Source organism: Effusibacillus consociatus, assembly GCF_042652925.1.
GTDB classification, from domain to species: domain Bacteria; phylum Bacillota; class Bacilli; order Tumebacillales; family Effusibacillaceae; genus Effusibacillus; species Effusibacillus consociatus.
On record NZ_JBHSHC010000080.1, the window covers coordinates 11154 to 32150 of the forward strand.

Consider the following 20997-nt stretch of genomic DNA (forward strand, 5'->3'; position numbering starts at 1 on the left):
TCGCCAGCCCCCCTTTACTTTGGTTGAAGCGGGCTCAATTGAATCCCGACCCGCCGCACTTGCAAATCTACTTCCACATCGACCTCCGCATCTTGCAGCTTTGTGCGGAAGTCAAACGCCTTCAGATCCGGGAACGTTGCAAATTGCCCTCTCGTTCTTTTGAGGATGCCGAATGGATCGGCTTGATACTCATGGTAAATATGTTCAATCAATTTTTTTTGCCGTTCTGCCAGACGTTGCGCAATTGACTTTTCGAGAATGTTCATGTCACTCGGTTTAGTGTAATCCAAGCCGGTTTGCGTTCCTATCAGATCCCCTTCCAGACGCTGTCGTATCTTGACCCTGATCGGATCGGTTGTCAGATCCACTTTGACCACCGGCGCCCGGGCATGCTTCAATTCCAGACTTACAAACCGCTCTTTCTCAAAAGGATCGGGAAAATCCATCTGAGTTCGTCGAAGTTCACCCCGGATCGTGAGGAGCATTCTTGTGTCAATCCCGTCAAGATAGGTTACCAGGCGATCATTTTGGAAAACTGCCGTTCCCGTGAACTCAAGCGGGTTGCCGCCTTGACGCACAACTTTCCCCGGCTCGAAAGAGAGCTCCGATTCTTCTCTTTCTCCGACTTGTTCTTTCGCTTTGGGATTCAGCGCAAGCACCGCAGCTATCGGATCTTCATTTGGAGTTTCCAAAGAAACGATAAATTCATGCAGCTTATTGGTCACGCCGAGTCCGGTGTGCCGGCCAACCTCTGTTACTGATTCTGTGAACCGGGTCACCGACCTTTCCAGGATCGGCTGATTCTTTTCATATACTTCCCGTACATTCCCGGGCATCACATAAAGCACAACCGTACGACGGAACTCACGATATCGCGCCAACGGCCGCAAATAGTTGATAACGCCTTCCCGCGCCAAAGATTCTCCAATCCCAATGCTGGCCAGGTGCATAAGGGAGATTTGTCGTTCCACAGTTGTATTCAAGAGCGTAAGGGCCTCCCCGATTGAGTGGGCTCTGACGGTGATCGGTTTTGTACCTCCCAACTCTTCATCCTTCCCTCCGCCGCCGCCACCTCCCACCGTTCCTCCGGACAGTTTGCTGGGAACAGCGATTCTCGCAGTCACATCGATCGTATTATCAGGCCCTTTGTCCAATCCAAGCGAAACAACAAATGCCATCCCTTCCAATTCGACCCGATCATAACATCCGCTGATAGGGAACATCAGAACAACAACCAGAAAGAGACTAAGAAGTTTGCGAAGGTTGCTCATGGTCCGTCTCTCCCTTCCGATTTTTAAATCGAACCCAGACAAGAGTGAGCAGAGGCAATCCGATAACCACCGTCCAACTCCGGCGCAAAAGCAGATTATTCCACTCCAGCATCTCAGGAAAACTCCCGACGGCAAAAGAGAGGGAATAGACAATCAACGCTATGGGAAATACGAGCGGCCTATAGACAGGCATGCCGCTGGCGGCCGCAATCAAATAGCTGCTGATCCAGATACTCAGTGACAGCTTAATAAGTGCCATCGCAACCCAGATGAAAACAAAAGCGGCTTCCAACCGTTGAATGAACCGGCCGGCATAGATTAAACGGCCCAACTGGTACATAGGAAACGGGGAACGGGTAGCGGCTTCAGGGGAAAACACCATAATAAACACCAATGTCACCAACGCATAAGCAATCCCGACGACCACAATGTTCCAAATGCCAATTCGTACCGAATCTTTTGGATTGCGGAGCAGAGAAGCAAGAATTGCGAGAAACAGAATATTGATAAACATTCCAGTAAACGATGCGCCGTCAATGAGCAGATTGACAATTCCATTCCCCCAGAACGGAAACATGTATTCCGGGTTCACCCAGTTCCCATTCAGGGCAAGCAGCGCCACAAGTCCTATCAGCAGCCAGGGAGTGAGAAACCAGGCGACGCGGGACAATCCCTCAACTCCCATATAAGCGTAATAGACAACCGCAAGCAGAAATGGAACCGCAACAAAGGAAATCGGTGATTTAGGCAAGACTGTTGTAATTACTGTTTCTGTAAACAGCCTCATCGTACTGGCCGTATATAACAAAAGGAAAATTACAACGAGCAGGGAAACGATTCCGGCCCACCATCCCCCTACATAGCGCCGGCTTAGGGATACCAGATTTCCTTCCCTCCTTCGGGCGAGAACCGGCCCCATGATCCCCCATACCACCAGTGAAAACAGCATCGAGATCAGAGGAATCATCCAACCGGCGGGCCCCCCGTACAACACCAGTTGCTGCGGAAAACTCAAAAAGATGTCTGACACTCCGGCAATCACGATAAGTGAAAACAATTCGACCCGGCCAAGATGTCCCGTTCTAATCATTCTGTTCACCGCCTTGCTGTACGTGATCCCGATCAGGTTCCTCTTGTTCCTTCCGGCTTTGCTCCTGAGCTTCCTCTGAATCGTGAACAGCGGGATCCCACGGTCGGGTGAAGTCTCGCTGCCTCTTCGTATCCATTGGGCGGATGGCACTCGGCCGTTTTTCCTGCAAAAAGGCGGGCGCCCGCAAAACTATGTCCGGTGAGGAAGGTTTAAACGGAGCCACAGGCGAAAGCATGGGAACTCCAAATGACTTCATGCAAGCCCAGTTCATCAGCAACCCCATAATTCCCAATGTGATTCCATAAAACCCCCAGATCGCCGCAATAAAAATAAATACAAATCTCAATAAGCGAATGGCAAAAGAAAAACTATAGTTCGGCAGACTAAACGCGGACAGAGCGGTGACCGCCACCACGATAACCAATAATGGCGAAATAATCCCCGCCTGAACCGCTGCCTGTCCCAGAATCAATGCTCCCACAATGCCGATTGTCGGACCGATCACGTTTGGAATCCGAATCCCCGCTTCCCGAATCAGTTCAAGAGCCAGTTCCATCATTAACACTTCCAAGACCACAGGAAATGGAACCCTCTCTCTCGCTGCCGCAATTGCAAGCATCAGATCGGTCGGAATCATTTCCGGGTGGTAATTTGTAATCGCAATATAAAACGCAGGCAGCAGAAGCGCAGTACCAAACGACACAAACCGGATCAAACGCAGCAGTGAACCGAAAGGATACCGGAGAAAAGCATCTTCCGCCGTATGCAGAAGCGACCAGATCATGGTAGGGAGAATCAAAACATACGGACTCTGGCCGACAAATACAGCAATAAAACCTTCTGACAGCGAAGCGGCCACGCGGTCGGGGCGCTCGGTCGCCATCATTTTTGGAACCAGACCGACCGGCTGATCCTCGATAAATTGTTCAAGCGTGCCGCTGTCCTGCAGAAAATCGACCTTAACCGCTTTTATTCTTTTCTTCACTTCGGCCACGAGTTTGGGATTGGCGATCCCATCGATGTACATGACCGCAACATCCGTCGGTGCCAATTGTCCGACTTGCATCATTTCCGTGATCAATTTTTCCGTACGCAGCCGGGCACGAACCAACCCGGTATTTGCCCGGAGGTTCTCGGTAAATGCATCGTGAGGCCCCCGAACGACTGTTTCCGTCTTCGTTTCCCCTACACCGCGCTGCTCCCAGCCTTTTGTCTCAATAATCAGTGCCTTCTCCACACCGTCAATAAACACAGCCGTTGAACCGGACAGAATATTTTTTTTCACTTCCTCCCACTTGTCGTACTCCATGACTTGGTTGCCGGGAAGAAGTTTTTCTTTGACCGTTTTCAAACGATCCTTCATTTCGTTATCCGGCGGGACATCAGCCAACAGCATTAACGGCTGGAGAATAAATGAATTGATGGTCTCCTTGCTTGAGACTCCTTCCAAAAAAACCGCAAACGCTTTGATCGGTTCGGTACGGGATATGACAAAGTCACGAATAATTACGTCCGCATTTTTCGGCAAATGAAAAATCGTTTCAACCGTGTCCCGGTTTTCCTGAAGTCGATCGGAGAGTTCGTCCGGAATTGGCTGGTTTTGACTTGGCTCCGCTTCTGCCTCTTCACGCTGCTTACCGGGCGCCTTTTCTAACACACGCTTTTTCGATTTGACCCTCTTTACTTTTGCTGCGTTCCGTTCGCCCCGCTGCTCGTCATCATTTGCACTCTCGTCGGGGACCAAGGAGAAATCCTCGTCCATGATCGAGTCATCCACTGTAAAGAGACGGCCGATTTTTGCCCAGACTGACATTGAGGGACCTCCTTGCGATTGTTTGTCTCTAGGTTTCCCGTTGAGTACCTGACCATACATATTTTTGGCAGGATTGGATCAATCTACAGGTATCCTATAATGCGATGTCCCTGTCAAACGGGTGTAACGAAAGGAGAATTTTAAAATGCGCCCACGTACCTGCCTAGTTGCGCTTGTCGCCGCCTTGGCTTTCGGTTCTGCTCTGGCCGCTTGCCAGACAGGAAAGAAATACTCCAATCCGGATCATTCTGATATTAAACAAGCCCACCCGCCGGAAATGATTTCGGAAGGCATAAAAGCGGACTATCGAATTGCGGAAGAACTGAACAAAATCCCCGGTGTGCAGGGAGCTGCCGTTCTCATCCATAATGGAGAAGCATACGTGGGAGCTCATGTAATCGGTGATGAGAAAACTCCTGACCCGTACATGAAACAGCAGTTTGGAAGCTATTATCCGGATGGGCAAGACCCCTGGGCAAAGGGAGATCAAAGGTCCGGCCTCTCCGGGAAAGGCATCCCGAAGTCCAACGCAAAAGGGGCCCCCGAAACGGAGAATAACGGTGTCACCCAATCCGGTCAGAATGTAAATGAGTTAACCAACCAACAAGGAGGTCTTTCAGGCAGCCAACAGAAAGTTCCTTCAAAACCGGATCCGGACATGACAGGAACAGCGACCGGAAATGTGGAACCGGAGCTGGTTCAACAGATTGAATCAAAGGTGAAAGCGATGGCCCCGAATGTAACAAGGGTTCATTTTACCGCTAAACGGGAACAGGTAGGTCAACTCCAAGGATATGCCCGGTTTATCCAAGATGGCGGTTCGATGGAACGCTTTACAACTGATTTCGACCAAACGATGAAACGGATTTGGCCGGATGCAAAACCTTGAGAATTTCAACAACAGAAGCCTGTGGGAAATCGCCCGCAGGCTTTTGTATTTCGGTGTTACAGAAAATCCTTTATTTTTTGAAGGATTCTACCGTTCAGCAAGCGATTATATAAAGGTGAAAAACATGCAAGGGGGACAATGAATGACCAGATTTTTCCGATTTTTTCAATTGAATGTAAGAAACAAACTGATTCTCTTCGGAACGACCATTTTATTGGTTCCATGCTTGGTCATCGGCTTTATCTCTTATCAAACTGCAAAGAATAAAGTAGAAGAGCAGATATTCAGCGCGGCCAGAGATAATGTGGAGCTGTTGAACCATGTGATCACCAAACACTTGGAACCTTCCGTTCGAAATGTGGAGTATTTCTCTCAAAGAATGACAGCCGATGTGTTTCAAGGAATGGAGAGTCCGATTGTAAGGCAGCAACTTGACCAATTTGCAAAGCTGAATCCGGAAATCAAGTCGACATATGTCGGGACCGAAACGGGTTTAATGATTTTGTCTCCGAATGAGAAATTACCCGATGGGTATGATCCGAGAAAAAGACCGTGGTACCAAGATGCCATGAAATCCAAAGGAAAAGTGATCATCACCGATCCATATGTCGACGCAGTAAGTGGTGCAAACATCGTTACCATTGCGAAAACCACCGTAGACGGATCCGGGGTGATGGCAGTCGACATCACTCTCGAAAATTTGGAAAAGGTGGTTAAACAAGCAAAGATCGGAAAGCAAGGGTACGTTGCATTAGTGGATAAAAACAAAAAAATCCTGGTGCATCCAACGGCCAAACCCGGTACAGATGTTCTTCCCGTGATTGCAGAAAAAGCATTCGGATCTCCTTCCGGGGAATTCGAATATGAGTTCGAGGGAGTGCAAAAGAAGGAGTTTTTTGCTACCAACACCCTAACAGGCTGGAAATTGACGGGAACGATGGATTTCTCGGAAGTTGAGGCAGAAGCAGCCCCAATTTGGAATAAAACTCTGCTCATTTTAGCGATTGCATTCCTAATTGGATCCGCTGTAAATTACTTCATCATCATCTCGATCACTCGCCCTCTCCGAGCGTTAGTGGATGCTTCCGAGAAGATCAGCGCAGGGGATTTGACTGAGCAAGTAGAGGTTAAATCGAACGATGAATTGGGTCAGTTGGGTATGAGTTTTAACGAAATGGCCAAATCGCTACGGGCTCTAATCTTCGAAGTAAGAAAAACATCCGAGCAATTGGCGGCTTCCTCCGAGGAATTAACTGCAAGCAGTGAGCAGACAAGCAAAGCAACCGAACAAATCGCTGTCACCATTCAGGAAGTTGCCGGCGGTTCGGAGAAACAGGCTCGAAGCGTGGAAGAAAGCTCGAAAGCGGTCAACGAATTGTCAATCGGAGTCCAGCAGATAGCCGCGAATGCGCAAAATGTTTCCTCCACCGCAATGCAGGCTTCAAACAAGGCATTGGAAGGAAACAAAGCGATTCAAACTGCTGTTGAGCAGATCAACTCGATTAGCGGCACTGTTAACGGCCTGTCGCAAATGGTAAAAGGATTGGGAGAGCGTTCGAAAGAGATTGGACAAATCGTGGAAGTCATTACCGGAATTGCGGAACAGACCAATTTGCTGGCTCTAAACGCTGCAATTGAAGCGGCAAGGGCAGGCGAACAGGGAAGGGGATTTGCTGTCGTTGCGGATGAGGTACGAAAGCTGGCTGAACAGTCCGGTCAATCCGCACAACAAATTGCTCAGTTGATTACGGCTATTCAAAACGAAACAAACAAAGCGGTTGAATCGATGGAAAGTGGAACGAAAGAAGTGTCAGCCGGAATTGAAGTGATCAGCGCGGCCGGCAGGTCTTTTGATCAAATCCTGAGCGCTGTAAACCAGGTTACAACGCAAATTCAGGAAGTTTCCGCAGCTTCCCAGCAAATGTCCGCCGGAACGGAGCAGATGGTCAACACCATTTCCGTGATTGCTGAGGAGGCCGAAACAACTTCTGCCGGCATGCAGAACGTTTCAGCAGCTTCGGAAGAACAGCTGGCGACTATGGAGGAAATCAGCGCTTCTGCTGCAGCCTTGGCCACGATGGCAGAAGAACTGCAGACGCTGGTTCGGAAATTCAAAATCTAGGTCTGCCCAACTTGCTGAAAAGATAATTCCCCGAAAGGCACCCGATGAAAAACCGTTGCGTTAAAGCGCAACGGTTTTTCGACCTTCCAGCCGCATGCCTAAAGCGGCGGTCAGTGCTTTGATTTCTTGCATCAAGGCGTGAAATTGCGGAATCGTTAAGGATTGTGCACCATCAGATAATGCTTTGGCCGGGTTCGGGTGCATCTCGATCATTAATCCGTCAGAACCGACTGCAATGCCCGCTTTGCTCATAGCCGGAACGTACGCGGCCACTCCGGTGCCATGACTCGGATCCACAATGACAGGCAAGTGGGAAAGACGACGTACAACAGGAACGGCATTCAAATCGAGCGTATTGCGGGTTGCCGTTTCGAAGGTACGGATTCCCCGTTCACAGAGGATTACATCTTTGTTGCCTCCGCTGAGCACATATTCCGCAGCCATCAACCATTCTTCGATTGTAGCGGACAGGCCCCTTTTTAACATCACAGGTTTATTGATCTTCCCCAACTCTCTGAGCAGCGGGAAATTTTGCATGTTGCGGGCACCAATTTGGATAATGTCTGTGTATTTTGCCACAAGATCCAGATTTTCCAGATCCATGAGTTCAGTAACGATTTTCAACCCGGTTAATTCTCGTGCTTCTGCAAGGAGCTTCAGTCCTTCTTCCCCAAGTCCGTTAAACGCATATGGAGAGGTACGAGGTTTAAACGCTCCACCACGAAGAATTTGAGCACCCGCTTCTTTCACCGCAAATGCACTCTCCAACAGTTGATCCCGATTTTCAACCGAACAAGGTCCGGCCATAACCACCACATTTCCGCCGCCAATCTGCACTCCGTCAACATCGACGATGGTCGAATCCGGATGAAAATCACGGCTTGCCAGCTTGAACGGGTGAGTTACATGAACCACCGATTCGACACCGTTAAAGCTCATAAACGGAAACCCTTCCACATTCCTCTTGTTGCCGATTAACCCTACAATTGTGCGTTCTTCTCCTTTTGAGATATGCACCTGCATTCCCAATTCCTCAATCGCTTGCTTCAGCGTTTCAAGATCCTTCTCAGTTGCTTCTCTGTTCATCACGATTACCATGCTATCCACCCCTAAATAGCGTCCGCCAACTGGCAGCCCAAATTTAAAATAAAAAAAGTCCCTTCAAAGAATAATGAAGGGACGAACTTAAGCAGTCCGCGGTACCACCCTAATTGATTGTCACAGCCGATCCGCATGTCGCTTCCCGGTTGACCATCCGCTTGGCTCTTGATAAGGGAGTGAGTCTCCCTGTCCGCTCCAGAAGTGTAATTCGTCTTGCAGCTTTCCCGGTTCGCACCATCCACCGGGTCTCTGAAATGAAAGCGTTGCAAAACTACTGGGCTTCTTTCCTTGCGAACATCGCTTTCGCACTTAGACGCTTTTATGCGCTAAACTGTTATAGGCAGTATATCACCGTCTCGATAGCAGGTCAATAGAAAAAAATATGCCTGAAAAATATGCCGGATTACAGAAGCAGTTGTCCATCCTCGTCAAGCCGGATCGGAGTCCGGCAAAACATACATCCGTCTTCACGCCCCAGCACCTTTGTATTCTTCCCGCAGTTGGGACATTGAACTTGCGGAATCCGCATCGAAATCGCACCCATTCGAAAATAAATCCCGATACTGACCGTAATCATTACGAGCCCTACAACAAAGAAATAAGGCAGCAGCGATTTTACGAATACCCCCAGGTACATCAGAAGAAAAGCGCCAAATATTAATCCAATCGCGAGATTACGCAGACGAACAAGTTTCATGAAAGTCACCCTCTATTAGTTTTACTACGTTTCCCATCGTACTGGATTCCACAGATTTTGTCCACACGAGACAGGCAAAAGGGTAGGATTCTTAGCTCCGTACCCAACGCCTTGCCTTTGCTCGCCGTAGATTCGTTGGTTCTCTTAATGCCCTTTCAATGACCTCCCGAAGGAATAAATGCTCAATTCGAATCTTCGTTCCCCGGGCCACTTCTTCATAAACACCGGAAAATACCAGATAATCACCGGTAACCACACGGTAGACCCTGTTTGGATCCAGCAATTCTCCACCCACAACAATTTCCAAAACTCGGCCATCCGCATTATGCGTAACTTGCATTCCGGATAGCGCAAGAGACCCGATCTCTTTCCCGCGAAACCCGAATCCCATCCCTCGCCGATGTGTATGGGCGGGATCAAGCGCTTTCTCCAGAACCTCCCGGATCTGCCATCCATACAGTTCAATCAGTACAGGGTTAATCGGTGAAGGACAGCAAGCCAGAAGTATTCGCCTGGTTAGGGGTCCGGCCGCTATTCCGCTTAAGAATACCCCGGTATTCAACAACGCAATTTCAGCTCCCAACATCTCTCGCATTTCATCCGCAACCAGATTGCCCAGTTCCGATTCTTCATGAATATGATGTTGTAACTCCTCCGGCACCTCCAGAAGAATCTTGTCCAACACCTGATCCGCTTGCAACCGGTACATGTCCAGAATTCTTCGAAGATCCGAATCGGAATCGATCGACTCATCCCGGGGGATCACACAACCGGATACACTCCGTACACGTCGGTCCGTCTCGTCAAAGTCAATGACCAGATGTCCAAAATAATTGGCAAATTTCCCTGCTTGGGCAATCCATACATCTCCCAATCTCTCGGGTTTTTCCAGGACATGATGGGTATGGGAGCCCAGTATCACATTGACTCCACTGATCTGTTGGGCAAGATTTCGATCGACCGACAAACCCAGATGCGATAAAAAGATGATAACCTCGGCTCCCTGGCTTCGGAGTTTTTCCACCAATACCGGAATCCTCTCAACCGGATCCAGGGCGTGTATCCCTTCCAAGTTGTAGTATTCATTATAAGGAGCGGTTAATCCGAATACCCCAACCTTGACTCCGCCCCGTTCGATCATCAGGGTATCTTGAAAAAAAGGCAGCCTGCCCCCCGTTTCCAAATCTCGCAAATTGGCTGTCACAACCGGAGCGCCTGACTTTGCACAAAGCTCCGCCCAATGTTTCCTGGGAATGATCAATCCCTCATTGTTTCCGAACACCCATGCATCATACTTCATGGCATTCAGCAGTGCAGCGTTAACGATCCCCATTGTCCCGTCCGTTTCAGGACTCATTCGATCCGCATGATCCCCGATATCAAACAAAAGAACGGTTTCATCTGACGCGACCAAACAATTGTGCAATCTTCGAATCTGAGTAGCCAGCCGCAAATATTGCTCCAAGTGACTGTGTACGTCGTTTGTGTGCAGTACATGTAGGTTCATACTCCGCCTTCTCCCCGAACAACTTTGTACCCCTATTATATCAAGAAGTAGGAAAACCTCGATAAAATATCGAGGTTTTCCTAGTGAGGCAACAGATCTTTTTATTCTCGGCTTGGGTCCACTTCGTCAAAGCTCATTTTCGTGACCTTTGTGGAATTTCCCTCCGCAATTTCCTGTGGTGTCGCCTTTTTCTCCAAATTGTTCGAGCCTGGGGCAATCGTAGGTTTCTTTTTCTTTGCCATGAAGCTCCCTCCTTCACCCCATATCCTCCCCGCAACCAAGCCGTTTTAATTCACGGCTTCTTTCCGAGCTTCATCCCTGAGAGTGCGGCGAAGGATTTTCCCGACAGCCGTCTTGGGCAGCTCGCTTCGGAATTCTATCAGGCGCGGCACTTTATAGGCGGCCAATTTTTCACGGCAGAAAGAGATGATTTCTTCCTCCGATAGAGTCGCCCCCTGCTTCACTACGATGAAGGCTTTGACCGTTTCCCCGCGGTAGGAGTCCGGTACTCCGACCACAACAGCCTCCTGAACTGCCGGATGTTGGTACAGCACTTCTTCCACATCACGCGGGTAGACGTTATATCCGCTCGCAAGAATCATGTCTTTCTTCCGGTCAATGATGTAGAAATATCCTTCTTCGTCCATCCGGCCGATATCCCCGGTATAGAGCCAGCCGTCACGGATCGTTTCCGCAGTCTCCTCAGGCATATTCCAATACCCCGCCATCACTTGCGGACCGCGAATAACAAGTTCTCCCACTTCATTTGGGGGAAGTTCTGTGGTTCCGTCGCCCAAATCCACAATCTTTGCTTTCGTAAAAAGAATCGGAGTTCCGATCGATCCTGGCTTCCGTTTTTCAATCGGATTGAAATGGGTAACGGGCGATGCTTCGGACAATCCGTATCCTTCCATGATCGTTCCCTGTGTCTTTTCCTCAAATTCACGCATCGCTTCAACCGGCATTGGAGCAGAACCGCTCAAACAAAGACGGATCGCAGAAATTCCATACTCCTGTGCCTTCGGATGTGAATTGAGAGCGATATACATCGTAGGGACACCCGGGAAAATGGTTGGTTTCGTCTCTTTTATCGTTTGCAGCACTTCTTCCAGATCAAAGCGGGGAAGCAGGATTAATTGTGAACCCGAGTAAATTGCCGCATTCATCGCAACTGTCATCGCGTATACATGGAACAGTGGAATCACCGTTAGCATCCGTTCGGGTTCTCCGTTATTCCCCGTCAGCATAAAACTTTGATAAGCATTTACCACCAGGTTCCGGTGGGTGAGCATGGCTCCTTTCGAACGTCCGGTAGTACCTCCCGTATATTGTAGAACTGCCAGATCTTCGGGAGACAGGGTGACTTGCGGAGCGGGTGAAGAGGCTCCTGCCAGGAACGCTTCAAAACCGACTGAACCGTCTTCATAGGTGTTGTTTGCAGGCGGAAGTTCAACAACTACCTTTTTCACCAGATTGGCCGAACTTGGAGCGCCGGCAATTCGCGGCAGTAAAGGACCGTAAGCGACCATCGCCTTGGCACCGGAATCACTCAGATAATGCTCAATCTCCCGTTCAACCGACATCGGGTTGACTTGGACCACGATCCCACCCGCCATTAAAACTCCATAATAAGCGATTACGTATTGGGGACAATTTGGCAGCATAATCGCCACCCGGTCTCCTTTTTGAATTCCGGCTTCAGAAAGACCTGCGGCAAACCGGCTCGCGTACCCGAATAAAGTCTGGTAGTTGAGTTCCTGACCGTAAAAACAAACTGCATTACGTTCAGGAAAGCGCTTACATGTTTGCTCAAAAACTTCTGTCATTGTCAGATTCATAATGTCCAGTTCTTCTTGTATTTCCATCGTGATCCCCCACTTCACATACTCTTGTGAAAAATCGCTTAATTCTATAAATTGTATTTCTTTATCAAGCGGGAAGATTCCTTCTTTTCAACTTGAAACTTTTTGTAAAAAAATCGGGTCACCAGAACCCGACTTATCCTTCTGTTCCCATTAGGCGATAAATTCTCTGTCGGCAGCCTTCCACTTCCACCGTTCGTCCCATCTTGAGAAACAAATGAGCCAGCACATCCAAAACTTCTATTTCCAAAGCTTGCAGCTGCCTTTGATGACAGATCATCAACGCTTGTTTCGAACGGTAAACCGCTCCGTGCAAATCGTCATGTCCAATTAATACGAGAGACAATTCAAGCAGCGTTTTCACCTGCTTAGCTGCCGCCCCCTGCTCACGATAGATTTCACTTGCCATCACCAGGGCAGCCACTGATTCTTCAGTTCGCCCCTGCTTATACAGGATTCTCGCATAAACCTGCCAAATCTGGGCTATTCCGATCGGATCATCTGAGAGTGTAGACTCGGCCAGTGCGAGCACACACCGGTCGGCCGCTTGTTCATATTGAGTAAGTTCGAGCGAGCAGATCGCAATCAACAAATCTGCAAACGCGATTTTCTGTTCGACTCCGCAGCGACTGTATTCACTACGGGCAATCATGGCCATGTTCCGGGCCTGCAGTAAACTTCCAATCCGGTAATATGCCATAGACAAGAGTAAAAATAACGTGCTTCTCGCATCCCCTTTTAAATCACTTGCTTCCAGCAATTCCTGCTCAAGTTCTGCCAAAGCTTGTTTGTACGGGTAAGCGCGAACCGAAGAGGCATTCAGTCCGCCTGCCCGCTTCTCGGCCAATTCCAGAACTTGCTGTTTCATGGATTCAAACAGAACCAGAAGCTCAAGAATGGACTCTTGCTCCCGCTTTAAGCAATCGAGCACCTCCGCAAACAACGAATCGAACGACGTTTGAGCGTCATACCCGACCGAAACTGAGTGCACAGGGATCTGAAAACTCATTTGACACACCCCATTTTTTGTTAAAAATCTGCCTCCAGGGCAGACACGAAGGTGTGCTACCACTGTGGCGGCTCGGCTGCCATAAGAAGCGAAATTCCCTTCCCTTAGGCCCGCAGCTTTGCGTCATCGCCTTTCGACGATTTTGCCCTTTTCATCAGCGTTAGAGTCAAAAGTGTTAGTGTCAAACCCTCTCTTCAAAAATGATTACTTAACGATCACAAGTTTACATTTAATTGTTACTACAGCCGCAAACTAAATTCCTCTAACAAAATTAAAAATGCGTCAAAAGTCCCGGTGCCTTGAGGGAGTTCGACGCATTTCGACAACAATGAATCCAAATACCTGTTATGCTTCTTGTGCCATCCCACGCAATCCTAATTCATCCGCCCTTCCTTGCAGGGCCCGAATCACAAACTGGATATGCTCGTCCAGGTCAACTCCGAGTTCTTCGGCTCCCTTGAACACATCATCCCGCGAGACCCCTTTTGCGAAAGCTTTATCTTTCAACTTCTTCTTTACCGCTTTCACATCCACATCCAAGACGCTTTTGCTTGGCCGCACCAATGCAACAGCTGTCACGAAACCGGACAACTCATCGACTGCAAACAAAGTCTTGTCCATAAGTGATTCTCTTGCAACACCGCTGTACTCAGCATGGGACAGAACCGCGTGAACTACGTCTTCCGGATACCCCAGTGTCCGAAGTATTTCACAGCCCTTAAACGGATGCTCTTCGGGAGTCGGGTATTTCTCATAATCAAAATCATGCAGGAGTCCAACGATTCCCCACTTCTCCACATCTTCCCCGTATTTCTCCGCATAGGCCCGCATGGAGGTTTCAACCGCCAGCGCGTGTTTGAGCAAACTTTGACTCTTGGTATACTCATTCAGAAGCTTCCAGGCATCTTCTCTCGTGAATTGCATTTCCCTACCTCCGTAATATCGCCCATTAAAGTGACGGGAAGCTTCGTAGCTTATTCCGAGTACTTTAATGGGGACCCACAAAATAATAGCATCAACGTTGTAATAATGTATAAAGGGGACCTAGTTCAAACATTGTTTTCCGTGCTTTATCCAGAAACGCCTCTCCCGACATCGCAATCGCTTGTGCTTTCGGAATCTCGATTCCTACCAGCAGTTCACCGTTTTTGTTTTGAATCAGTTTTTTGGTAAAGATGTCGATCTTTTCATCCATTTCCGGATGGGGCACCGATTTTGGCTTGATGTGATCGTCATACCAAAGCATATGCTCCGGAATTTCCCGTTTTAACGAAGACCATTCACGGGCCAACTGTTCCCCGAACTCTTTCTTGTTGACACATTCGTAGATAATGGCGAATTGCACAAATGCATGTGTGGCCCACATTCCCACCTGAAAATGGGGCATCATTTTATACCCTCGCGGATTGGTTGCAAAGCTCACCCAAGAATCATTCGGCGGATTTGTTTTCCGTCTGGCGTGCTTTGCAACATGAACATAAAATTCTTCCCCATAGCGGGCGGATAAATCAGGCGCCAAAGCGCTCCCGATCGCTTCAAATTTCGGACGAACCCGCGCTTTCAGCGCTTCCATTCTTGGTTCAAGTCCTTCCACTTCAAATACGGCAAAATCCTCCTCTTTCCATCCGACAAACATCGCTCTCGTCCTTTCCCATTTTCACCAATCGACTTTATGCTTTACTTGTGTTTTCAAACAGTCGGGCCAACTCATCAGCCACCGATTTTGCTGTAAACATGTCTGTATCGTTTGTTTCGGCACGCTGCCGATACTGTTCACATTCCCGAACCATTCGAATCAGCTCGGACGCAATCCGTTCGGAATCCCGCGGATCTACCACGGGAAACCCATAGTTGCGAATCAGGGAACCGGTGGTTCCTTGTTCGGACGTTATTCCCATAATCGGCTTTCGTGCACCGAAATAATCAATTAACTTGGAGGGAAGAAAAATATTCACATCGCTTGCCGCATCGATCAGCAGCAAAATGTCGCTTTTCTTCATCTCCGCCAGACTTTGCAGATAAGGGACTTGTCCCACACGCTCAACTGTCGCACTAAATCTCGGTTCATAGGTTTCAAAGAGCGGTTGGAATCTCCACTCGACATTCCCAACGATCTTGAGATGGATCGAAGACGTCACGTCCGGGGCTTTTTGCTCCACTATCTCCAGTGCCTGAAGGAGCGGTTCGGGGGTGCGCAATCCGTAAAAATCCCCGATATAGGAAATGATGACACGGGAATCCTCCGTCCGCGCGGCCTTTACTTTCTCAGAGCCGTCAGAAGTTCCTGCTGCCAATTGATAAAATCCTTCCACATAATAATGCGGAAGCACTACCGACATGCCTTTCACATCTGTGTCCGGATAATAAGAAGCCACTAAGTCTCGAATCTCCACTGTCGGGAAAATCAGCCGGTCCGCAGTGCGAATCGCTTTGGCTTCATTCTGTTCTTCCACCTTGTGCATCCAGGCGAGCGGATAACGATGGTAAGGATTATGCGCCCACGGATCACTGAACTGGGCCACCCATGGGATATCCAGCTTCCGTTTAAATGCATGCGCCACCAGATGGCTGATCCCCGGCATCGAGCGGGAATAGATCAGCTTATAAGGCCATTTCAGCTTATGGCGCAAGAGGACCTGCTGCATCCACTTTTCATTCACATCCTGAAAAATGGAGGTACTCTTCTGGTACAAACGACGAACCAGTTTGTTATGCGGTTTTGGGTTGTTGTAGCGGTATATCTCGATATTCTCCGAGGACATCAATCCGGCCAGCGTTTCATCCTTGCGAAAATCGACATCGTCTCCGACCGCCACCAGCTCAATTTGATAGTGACGGGCCAATTCGGGGAGAATTTTTCCCACTAAAATAGATTCCGCAGACAGAATGGGCGGTGCGAAATACGAAACCATCAAAATACGTTCCATTCGTAACCTCCTCACTCAACCTTCTCCAATTCGAAGCGATCCAATCAGAACCGATCACTCCCGCTCCTAAGATTCCCAACGTTTTTCCGCCTGCTTCCTTTCGCGATTCCTCGATCGCAGGAAATACCTTTCGAAAAACGGTATAATGAAAATGATTCCATTTAGAAAAAACTGGAGGTCACTCACCATGCGAATATTCCTTACCGGCGGTACCGGATATGTGGGAAGCGCGATCCTGCAAGCCTGTCTTGAACAGGGTCATGAGTTGGTGTGCCTGGTCCGCCCAGGTTCTGCAACAAAGCTTGACCTTTCTCCCCATTCTGCCAAACTCATAACCGTCGTACAAGGTGATGTGCTGGATCCATCCAGTCTGGAGAAAGGAATGACTGGATGTGATGCCGTGATTCATCTGGTCGGAATCATTCGGGAATTTCCGAATCGCGGGATCACATTTGACAAACTCCATACTACAGCTACCGACAACATGATAAAAACGGCCCAAAAACTTTCCATTCGCCGCTTTGTACATATGAGCGCACTGGGCGCCCGTGTGGGATCCAGGTCTGGTTACTCCCATACAAAAGGCCTCGCCGAACAGATTGTAAAAGAGTCGGGACTGGATTGGACCATTTTTCGGCCCTCTGTGATCTTTGGCCCAAAAGATGAGTTTGTGAACATGCTCGCTGACATGATCCGAAAGACTCCGGTTGTCCCCGTGATCGGTACGGGGGAATACCGCCTGCAGCCGGTTTCCCTTGCAAATGTTGCGGAGGGATTCGTTAAGTCGTTGTCCCGCCTTGACACGATAGGGCAGGCTTATGAAGTCGGGGGAACCCGATCTTACAGCTACAACGAAATGATTGATGAAATCGCATCAGCCGTGGGCAAAAGAAGGCCGAAATTCCATGCGCCGCTCCCGATCATGTGGCCGGTCATTACAATGATGGAACGATTTCCGTTCTTCCCGATTACCCGCCCACAACTCACAATGCTGTTGGAAGGTAACACCTGCGACCCAAGTGAATTTTATGAAACATTCGATATCAAACCAGTTTCCTTTTCAGAAGGGATTCGTGAATATGTACGATAGTTTATTACTTCGGGATTGATTCGACAAGTTCCTTCAAATCCCGAAAAATCGCCGCCACATCACTTAGTTTCATCCGTACCAAACCGCTGGAAGACGGGGCGACAAACTCGATGACTCCCGGGATAACGGGTTCCTCTTGCACTCCCCAATTGACATTGCGCCGCCCGCTGTATTCCTCATACACCCCTTTGCCGACAAAGCAGACAACCTTGGGGCGGAACCGGGCGATTTTTGCACGAAGTATGTCTCTCCCTTCGGCGTACTCCTCTTTGGTGATCTCGGCGGCCGTACGGGTAGGTCGTGCCACAATGTTGGTGAAACCGTATCCGAGTTCCAACAGGGTGGCATCCTCTTCCGGACGATATTTGCGCGGGGTTAACCCGGCTTGATGCAAAATGGTATAGAACCGATTATTCGGGTTCGCATAATGGTGTCCGGTTTCCCCCGAACGAATACTCGGGTTATACCCGACAAACAGAATATCCAAGCCTTCCCGTATATGGTCGGGGATCGCTCCCATAACTCCACCTCTTCAAATCACCTACAACCTCACCATTTTAGAAATTACAAAAAGCCACTCCTTGATGATAAGTGGAGCAGCTTTATTTTCTCTCATTGATTAAACTCTAGCTAGTGCCTTCCGGTCTTGTGCTGTAGGCGGTTTTTCCAATACAGATTTCCATACTGTCATTCATATATTGAGTCCAAAGGTTTGCAAGTTCCGGGGGAAGTCAATTGAATGTTCGGTGGTCTTTCCATCTCTGTTCTCCTCCTAGTTCTAAACTGTTAAAAGTGTCTCCTTCACCAACGGATAATATTACATGTAAATGGACCCTATGGCTGGTGACCCGATCCCCCATTGAGCCCCCAAAACATCACTGTAATCGGCAATATCGTATAGGTTTCCCATTATCGGTGTAATATAAATCTACCCAGCAAAGTAACCGACACTTTGCTGGGTACCCGTAAATTATTCCGGAGTCCTTTGCGGGCCCCAAATCGAGATAATTTCCCCCTAATCCCGCTTCCAGACTTCAATTTGAGGTGATTCCATGTCCAAGGCAGAAACGGTTTTTCAACATGCTGTATTCGACGATCAATCCGTCACAAAACTCAACAACTTCACAGGTCAAGATTTGACCGCCAACACCTATTATTTTAAAGCGGGTCAAACCATGGGATATCAGACTCCGAAAGGGGGAGACGAAGTCTTCATTGTCCTCCAGGGTCAGGGGCAATTCCATCTGAACAACGGTCAGGAAGAAACAATAGACGTAGAAACCGGATCGGTTATGTACATTCCGCAGGGTGTGCAGTACAAAATCACGAACACGCAAGCAGGTGAAATGATCTGTACCGGGATCCACCATCCCGCCCCTTGAATACTCTTAACAAAAAACCAGTACCGGAGAACCCTTCCTTCCGATACTGGTTTTTCATTAGACCTTTTTAAAAGCGTTTTCGAGTATATTCGGCAAATCCAGCGTAAATTTCGAGTTTGCAAATACTTGATCACACCCCGCCTGAATTGCTTCTTCGCGGGCTGCCGTATCCACATGCGGTCCGTATGCGATGACAGGAATGCCCTCTGCTTTCGCGATTTTCACGGTCTCATCCCATCCCGGTTGCACCGCGGTCAGATCAAAAATCAGCAGAGAGGGATGTATCTCCCGGATCTTACTGATCATTTCCTCGTTTGTATCAACAAATATTGCTATTGACCCCAACCTGCTGGCTGATTCACGGATTCTCACCGTGTACATCAGGTTTGAAACCATGCCTAGAATCGTTCTGGCTGCCCCCATTGTCCTCGCTCCTTCCCGCATACTTTCTGTGCTTATTACACTACGCGAAAATGCGGGAATTTGCAACTTTCAGAAAGGTCCATTACAGAGCACACTCCTCGATTTCAAAGCCAAGGTCCTCAATCATCTGCCAATCCGACACCGGTTCTTGTCCGGCGGTTGTCAAATAGTCCCCGACAAAAATCGAATTGGCCGCATATAAGCCGATCGCCTGCAGATGACGGAGGTTCACCTCCCGTCCTCCGGAAATCCGAATTTCCTTTGTCGGATTGACGAACCGCATCATCGCAAGCAGCTTGAGACATTTACGCGGATTCAGTTCTTTTTTGCCCTCGAGCGGCGTTCCGTCAATCGCGTTCAAGAAGTTGCAGGGGATGGAATCTGCATCCAATTCTCTCAGAGAGAAAGCAATTTCAACAGCTTCCTCATCGGTTTCCCCCATACCAAAAATAGCGCCGGAACAGGGCGACATCCCTGATGCTTTCACCTTGGTTACCGTATCCACCCGGTCCTCATATGTGTGAGTAGTTGTGATGTTCGCGTAATTCGCCGCACTGGTGTTCAAGTTATGGTTATAGCGATGAACACCCACTTCCGCGAGTTTTTTTGCATGCTCCTCATTCAAGAACCCCAGGCAGCAACAGATCTTCAGGCTCGTTGTATCCCGGATTTCTTTAACCGCTTCCACCACATGATCAATTTCTTTGTCGGTCGGTCTTCTGCCGGAAGCCACAATGCAGTATGTACCTGCTTTGCGGTTGATCGCTTCCCGGGCGCCTTCCAGGATTTTTTCTTTCGTCAGCCACGCATATTTATCAATCGGTGCCTCCGACACGATCGACTGCGAGCAGTAGCCGCAATCTTCCGGGCACAGACCGCTTTTTGCATTGATGATCATGTTCAGCTTTACTTTTTTGCCGTAGTACTTCTTTCTGATAAGGAAAGCGGCATGCAGGATGTCGAGAAGCTCGTCATCATTCGCCTGGACAATCGCCAGAGCCTCTTCCCTCGTTACCGGCACTCCTTCAAGCACTCTCGCGGCCATTGCCTTCCAATCGAATCGTTGAGTAACTGCTTGTGTCATTGTTGTCCCCTCCCGGATTTTCCATTTTTCAATGCATAACCTGACATTATGGTGTCTATATCAACACTTTCGGCTATTGTTTGTCTGACCTCCGAGACTCCAAAACGCTCGCCCAGCCAGGGAACCGTTCCCAGTACGGGAACCTTTGCCCATTGTTCGATCAAGCCCGGATTCGTTTGCTCGGCAACTCCAATCGGACTGCTGCCAAGTCCCGATATGACAACGCCGATCACTTCAATCCCTCGTTGTCTGGCAAATTCAACTGTCAATACGGTATGATTCACAGTCCCCAAACTCGGACGGGCGACAATCAGCAATGGCAGCCCCAGACGGGCAGCCACATCTGCCACAAGTGTGTTCTCCGTATACGGAACTGCTAATCCTCCTGCCCCTTCCACAATGACAAAAGGGTGATGGTTCGCAATGGTCCGGTATCCTGCTTCGATATTCTCCAAAGTAACGGAGACACCTGCCCGACGCATCGCCACCAATGGTGCCAGCGGTTCTAAAAACGAATACGGACAAATCGCATCAAGAGGATCTTCAACACCCGCAAGCGCTTTCAACCTTGCGGCATCCCCCTCGGGATCCGCAGTAAGATGGCCGCTTTGCAAGGGTTTGTAGACTCCGGCATCGACACCCCGTTCCCGCAGGACACCGGCCAAACCTCCCGCCACAACTGTTTTGCCGACACCGGTATCAGTCGCTGTAACAAAAAGTCCGTTCACAG

At 48.9% G+C, this 20997-nt stretch carries 21 protein-coding genes and 1 riboswitch; of the genes, 4 read left to right on the forward strand and 17 right to left on the reverse strand.

Features of this window, described 5'->3' with window-relative positions:
• Positions 1-14: 14 nt before the first annotated feature.
• Genes ACFO8Q_RS09625 through ACFO8Q_RS09635 form a run of 3 tightly spaced genes read right to left on the reverse strand, consistent with a single transcriptional unit; the run spans position 15 to position 4174 of the window.
• On the reverse strand, positions 15-1271 hold the full coding sequence (locus ACFO8Q_RS09625) for a Ger(x)C family spore germination protein (protein WP_380025560.1): 1257 nt from the start codon (positions 1269-1271) through the stop codon (positions 15-17).
• Positions 1246-2361 carry a GerAB/ArcD/ProY family transporter gene (locus ACFO8Q_RS09630; protein WP_380025561.1) on the reverse strand — a complete coding sequence of 372 codons (1116 nt, stop codon included), beginning with the start codon at positions 2359-2361 and terminating at the stop codon, positions 1246-1248. The genes ACFO8Q_RS09625 and ACFO8Q_RS09630 overlap by 26 nt, the downstream gene beginning before the upstream one ends.
• Complete coding sequence (locus ACFO8Q_RS09635; protein WP_380025562.1) at positions 2354-4174, reverse strand: spore germination protein; 1821 nt, start codon at positions 4172-4174, stop codon at positions 2354-2356. The genes ACFO8Q_RS09630 and ACFO8Q_RS09635 overlap by 8 nt, the downstream gene beginning before the upstream one ends.
• A 145-nt stretch (positions 4175-4319) precedes the next feature.
• On the opposite strand from ACFO8Q_RS09635, the gene ACFO8Q_RS09640 reads away from it, so the two are divergent.
• Positions 4320-5063: a YhcN/YlaJ family sporulation lipoprotein gene (locus ACFO8Q_RS09640; RefSeq protein ID WP_380025563.1), complete on the forward strand. Its 744-nt coding sequence runs from the start codon at positions 4320-4322 to the stop codon at positions 5061-5063.
• Positions 5064-5205: 142 nt separating this feature from the next.
• Positions 5206-7185, forward strand: coding sequence for a methyl-accepting chemotaxis protein (locus tag ACFO8Q_RS09645; RefSeq protein ID WP_380025564.1), 1980 nt, complete (start codon positions 5206-5208; stop codon positions 7183-7185).
• 60 nt (positions 7186-7245) lie between these two features.
• On the opposite strand, the gene aroF is transcribed toward ACFO8Q_RS09645, so the two are convergent.
• The 10 genes from aroF to ACFO8Q_RS09695 all read right to left on the reverse strand — a co-directional run bounded on the left by aroF (position 7246) and on the right by ACFO8Q_RS09695 (position 16288).
• On the reverse strand, positions 7246-8283 hold the full coding sequence (gene aroF / locus ACFO8Q_RS09650; protein WP_380025565.1) for a 3-deoxy-7-phosphoheptulonate synthase: 1038 nt from the start codon (positions 8281-8283) through the stop codon (positions 7246-7248).
• A gap of 11 nt (positions 8284-8294) precedes the next feature.
• On the reverse strand, positions 8295-8555 hold the full coding sequence (locus tag ACFO8Q_RS09655; protein WP_380025566.1) for a hypothetical protein: 261 nt from the start codon (positions 8553-8555) through the stop codon (positions 8295-8297).
• 134 nt (positions 8556-8689) lie between these two features.
• Positions 8690-8983, reverse strand: a complete 294-nt coding sequence (locus tag ACFO8Q_RS09660; protein ID WP_380025567.1) for a DUF2614 family zinc ribbon-containing protein — start codon at positions 8981-8983, stop codon at positions 8690-8692.
• A 91-nt stretch (positions 8984-9074) separates the two neighbouring features.
• A complete protein-coding gene (locus ACFO8Q_RS09665; protein WP_380025568.1) occupies positions 9075-10490 on the reverse strand; it encodes a bifunctional metallophosphatase/5'-nucleotidase in 1416 nt (471 codons plus the stop codon).
• A gap of 101 nt (positions 10491-10591) precedes the next feature.
• Entirely contained in the window at positions 10592-10732 is a 141-nt protein-coding gene (locus ACFO8Q_RS09670; RefSeq protein WP_380025569.1) for a hypothetical protein, read from the reverse strand.
• 45 nt (positions 10733-10777) lie between these two features.
• Positions 10778-12355 carry a long-chain-fatty-acid--CoA ligase gene (locus ACFO8Q_RS09675; protein WP_380025570.1) on the reverse strand — a complete coding sequence of 526 codons (1578 nt, stop codon included), beginning with the start codon at positions 12353-12355 and terminating at the stop codon, positions 10778-10780.
• A 133-nt stretch (positions 12356-12488) separates the two neighbouring features.
• The gene (locus ACFO8Q_RS09680; RefSeq protein ID WP_380025571.1) at positions 12489-13361 is read right to left on the reverse strand and encodes a hypothetical protein; all 873 of its coding nucleotides are present in this window, start codon (positions 13359-13361) and stop codon (positions 12489-12491) included.
• A 63-nt stretch (positions 13362-13424) separates the two neighbouring features.
• Positions 13425-13518: riboswitch (cyclic di-GMP riboswitch) on the reverse strand.
• 188 nt (positions 13519-13706) lie between these two features.
• The gene (locus ACFO8Q_RS09685; RefSeq protein ID WP_380025572.1) at positions 13707-14285 is read right to left on the reverse strand and encodes an HD domain-containing protein; all 579 of its coding nucleotides are present in this window, start codon (positions 14283-14285) and stop codon (positions 13707-13709) included.
• A gap of 91 nt (positions 14286-14376) precedes the next feature.
• Positions 14377-14997 (reverse strand): YktB family protein, encoded by a 621-nt coding sequence (locus ACFO8Q_RS09690; protein ID WP_380025573.1) that lies wholly within the window; start codon positions 14995-14997, stop codon positions 14377-14379.
• A 34-nt stretch (positions 14998-15031) separates the two neighbouring features.
• Positions 15032-16288 carry a glycosyltransferase family protein gene (locus ACFO8Q_RS09695; protein WP_380025574.1) on the reverse strand — a complete coding sequence of 419 codons (1257 nt, stop codon included), beginning with the start codon at positions 16286-16288 and terminating at the stop codon, positions 15032-15034.
• A 187-nt stretch (positions 16289-16475) separates the two neighbouring features.
• On the opposite strand from ACFO8Q_RS09695, the gene ACFO8Q_RS09700 reads away from it, so the two are divergent.
• Positions 16476-17378, forward strand: coding sequence for a complex I NDUFA9 subunit family protein (locus ACFO8Q_RS09700; RefSeq protein ID WP_380025575.1), 903 nt, complete (start codon positions 16476-16478; stop codon positions 17376-17378).
• A 4-nt stretch (positions 17379-17382) separates the two neighbouring features.
• On the opposite strand, the gene ACFO8Q_RS09705 is transcribed toward ACFO8Q_RS09700, so the two are convergent.
• Positions 17383-17898, reverse strand: coding sequence for a mismatch-specific DNA-glycosylase (locus ACFO8Q_RS09705; RefSeq protein ID WP_380025576.1), 516 nt, complete (start codon positions 17896-17898; stop codon positions 17383-17385).
• A gap of 532 nt (positions 17899-18430) precedes the next feature.
• On the opposite strand from ACFO8Q_RS09705, the gene ACFO8Q_RS09710 reads away from it, so the two are divergent.
• Positions 18431-18760, forward strand: coding sequence for a cupin domain-containing protein (locus ACFO8Q_RS09710; protein WP_380025577.1), 330 nt, complete (start codon positions 18431-18433; stop codon positions 18758-18760).
• A 57-nt stretch (positions 18761-18817) separates the two neighbouring features.
• Here ACFO8Q_RS09710 and ACFO8Q_RS09715 read toward each other — a convergent pair whose 3' ends face one another.
• From ACFO8Q_RS09715 to bioD, 3 genes are all read right to left on the reverse strand, one after another.
• Positions 18818-19183 carry a response regulator gene (locus tag ACFO8Q_RS09715; RefSeq protein ID WP_380025578.1) on the reverse strand — a complete coding sequence of 122 codons (366 nt, stop codon included), beginning with the start codon at positions 19181-19183 and terminating at the stop codon, positions 18818-18820.
• 82 nt (positions 19184-19265) lie between these two features.
• Complete coding sequence (gene bioB, locus ACFO8Q_RS09720) at positions 19266-20267, reverse strand: biotin synthase BioB (RefSeq protein ID WP_380025579.1); 1002 nt, start codon at positions 20265-20267, stop codon at positions 19266-19268.
• Entirely contained in the window at positions 20264-20995 is a 732-nt protein-coding gene (gene bioD, locus ACFO8Q_RS09725; protein ID WP_380025580.1) for a dethiobiotin synthase, read from the reverse strand. Before bioD ends, bioB begins: the two co-directional genes overlap by 4 nt.
• Positions 20996-20997 lie beyond the last annotated feature (2 nt).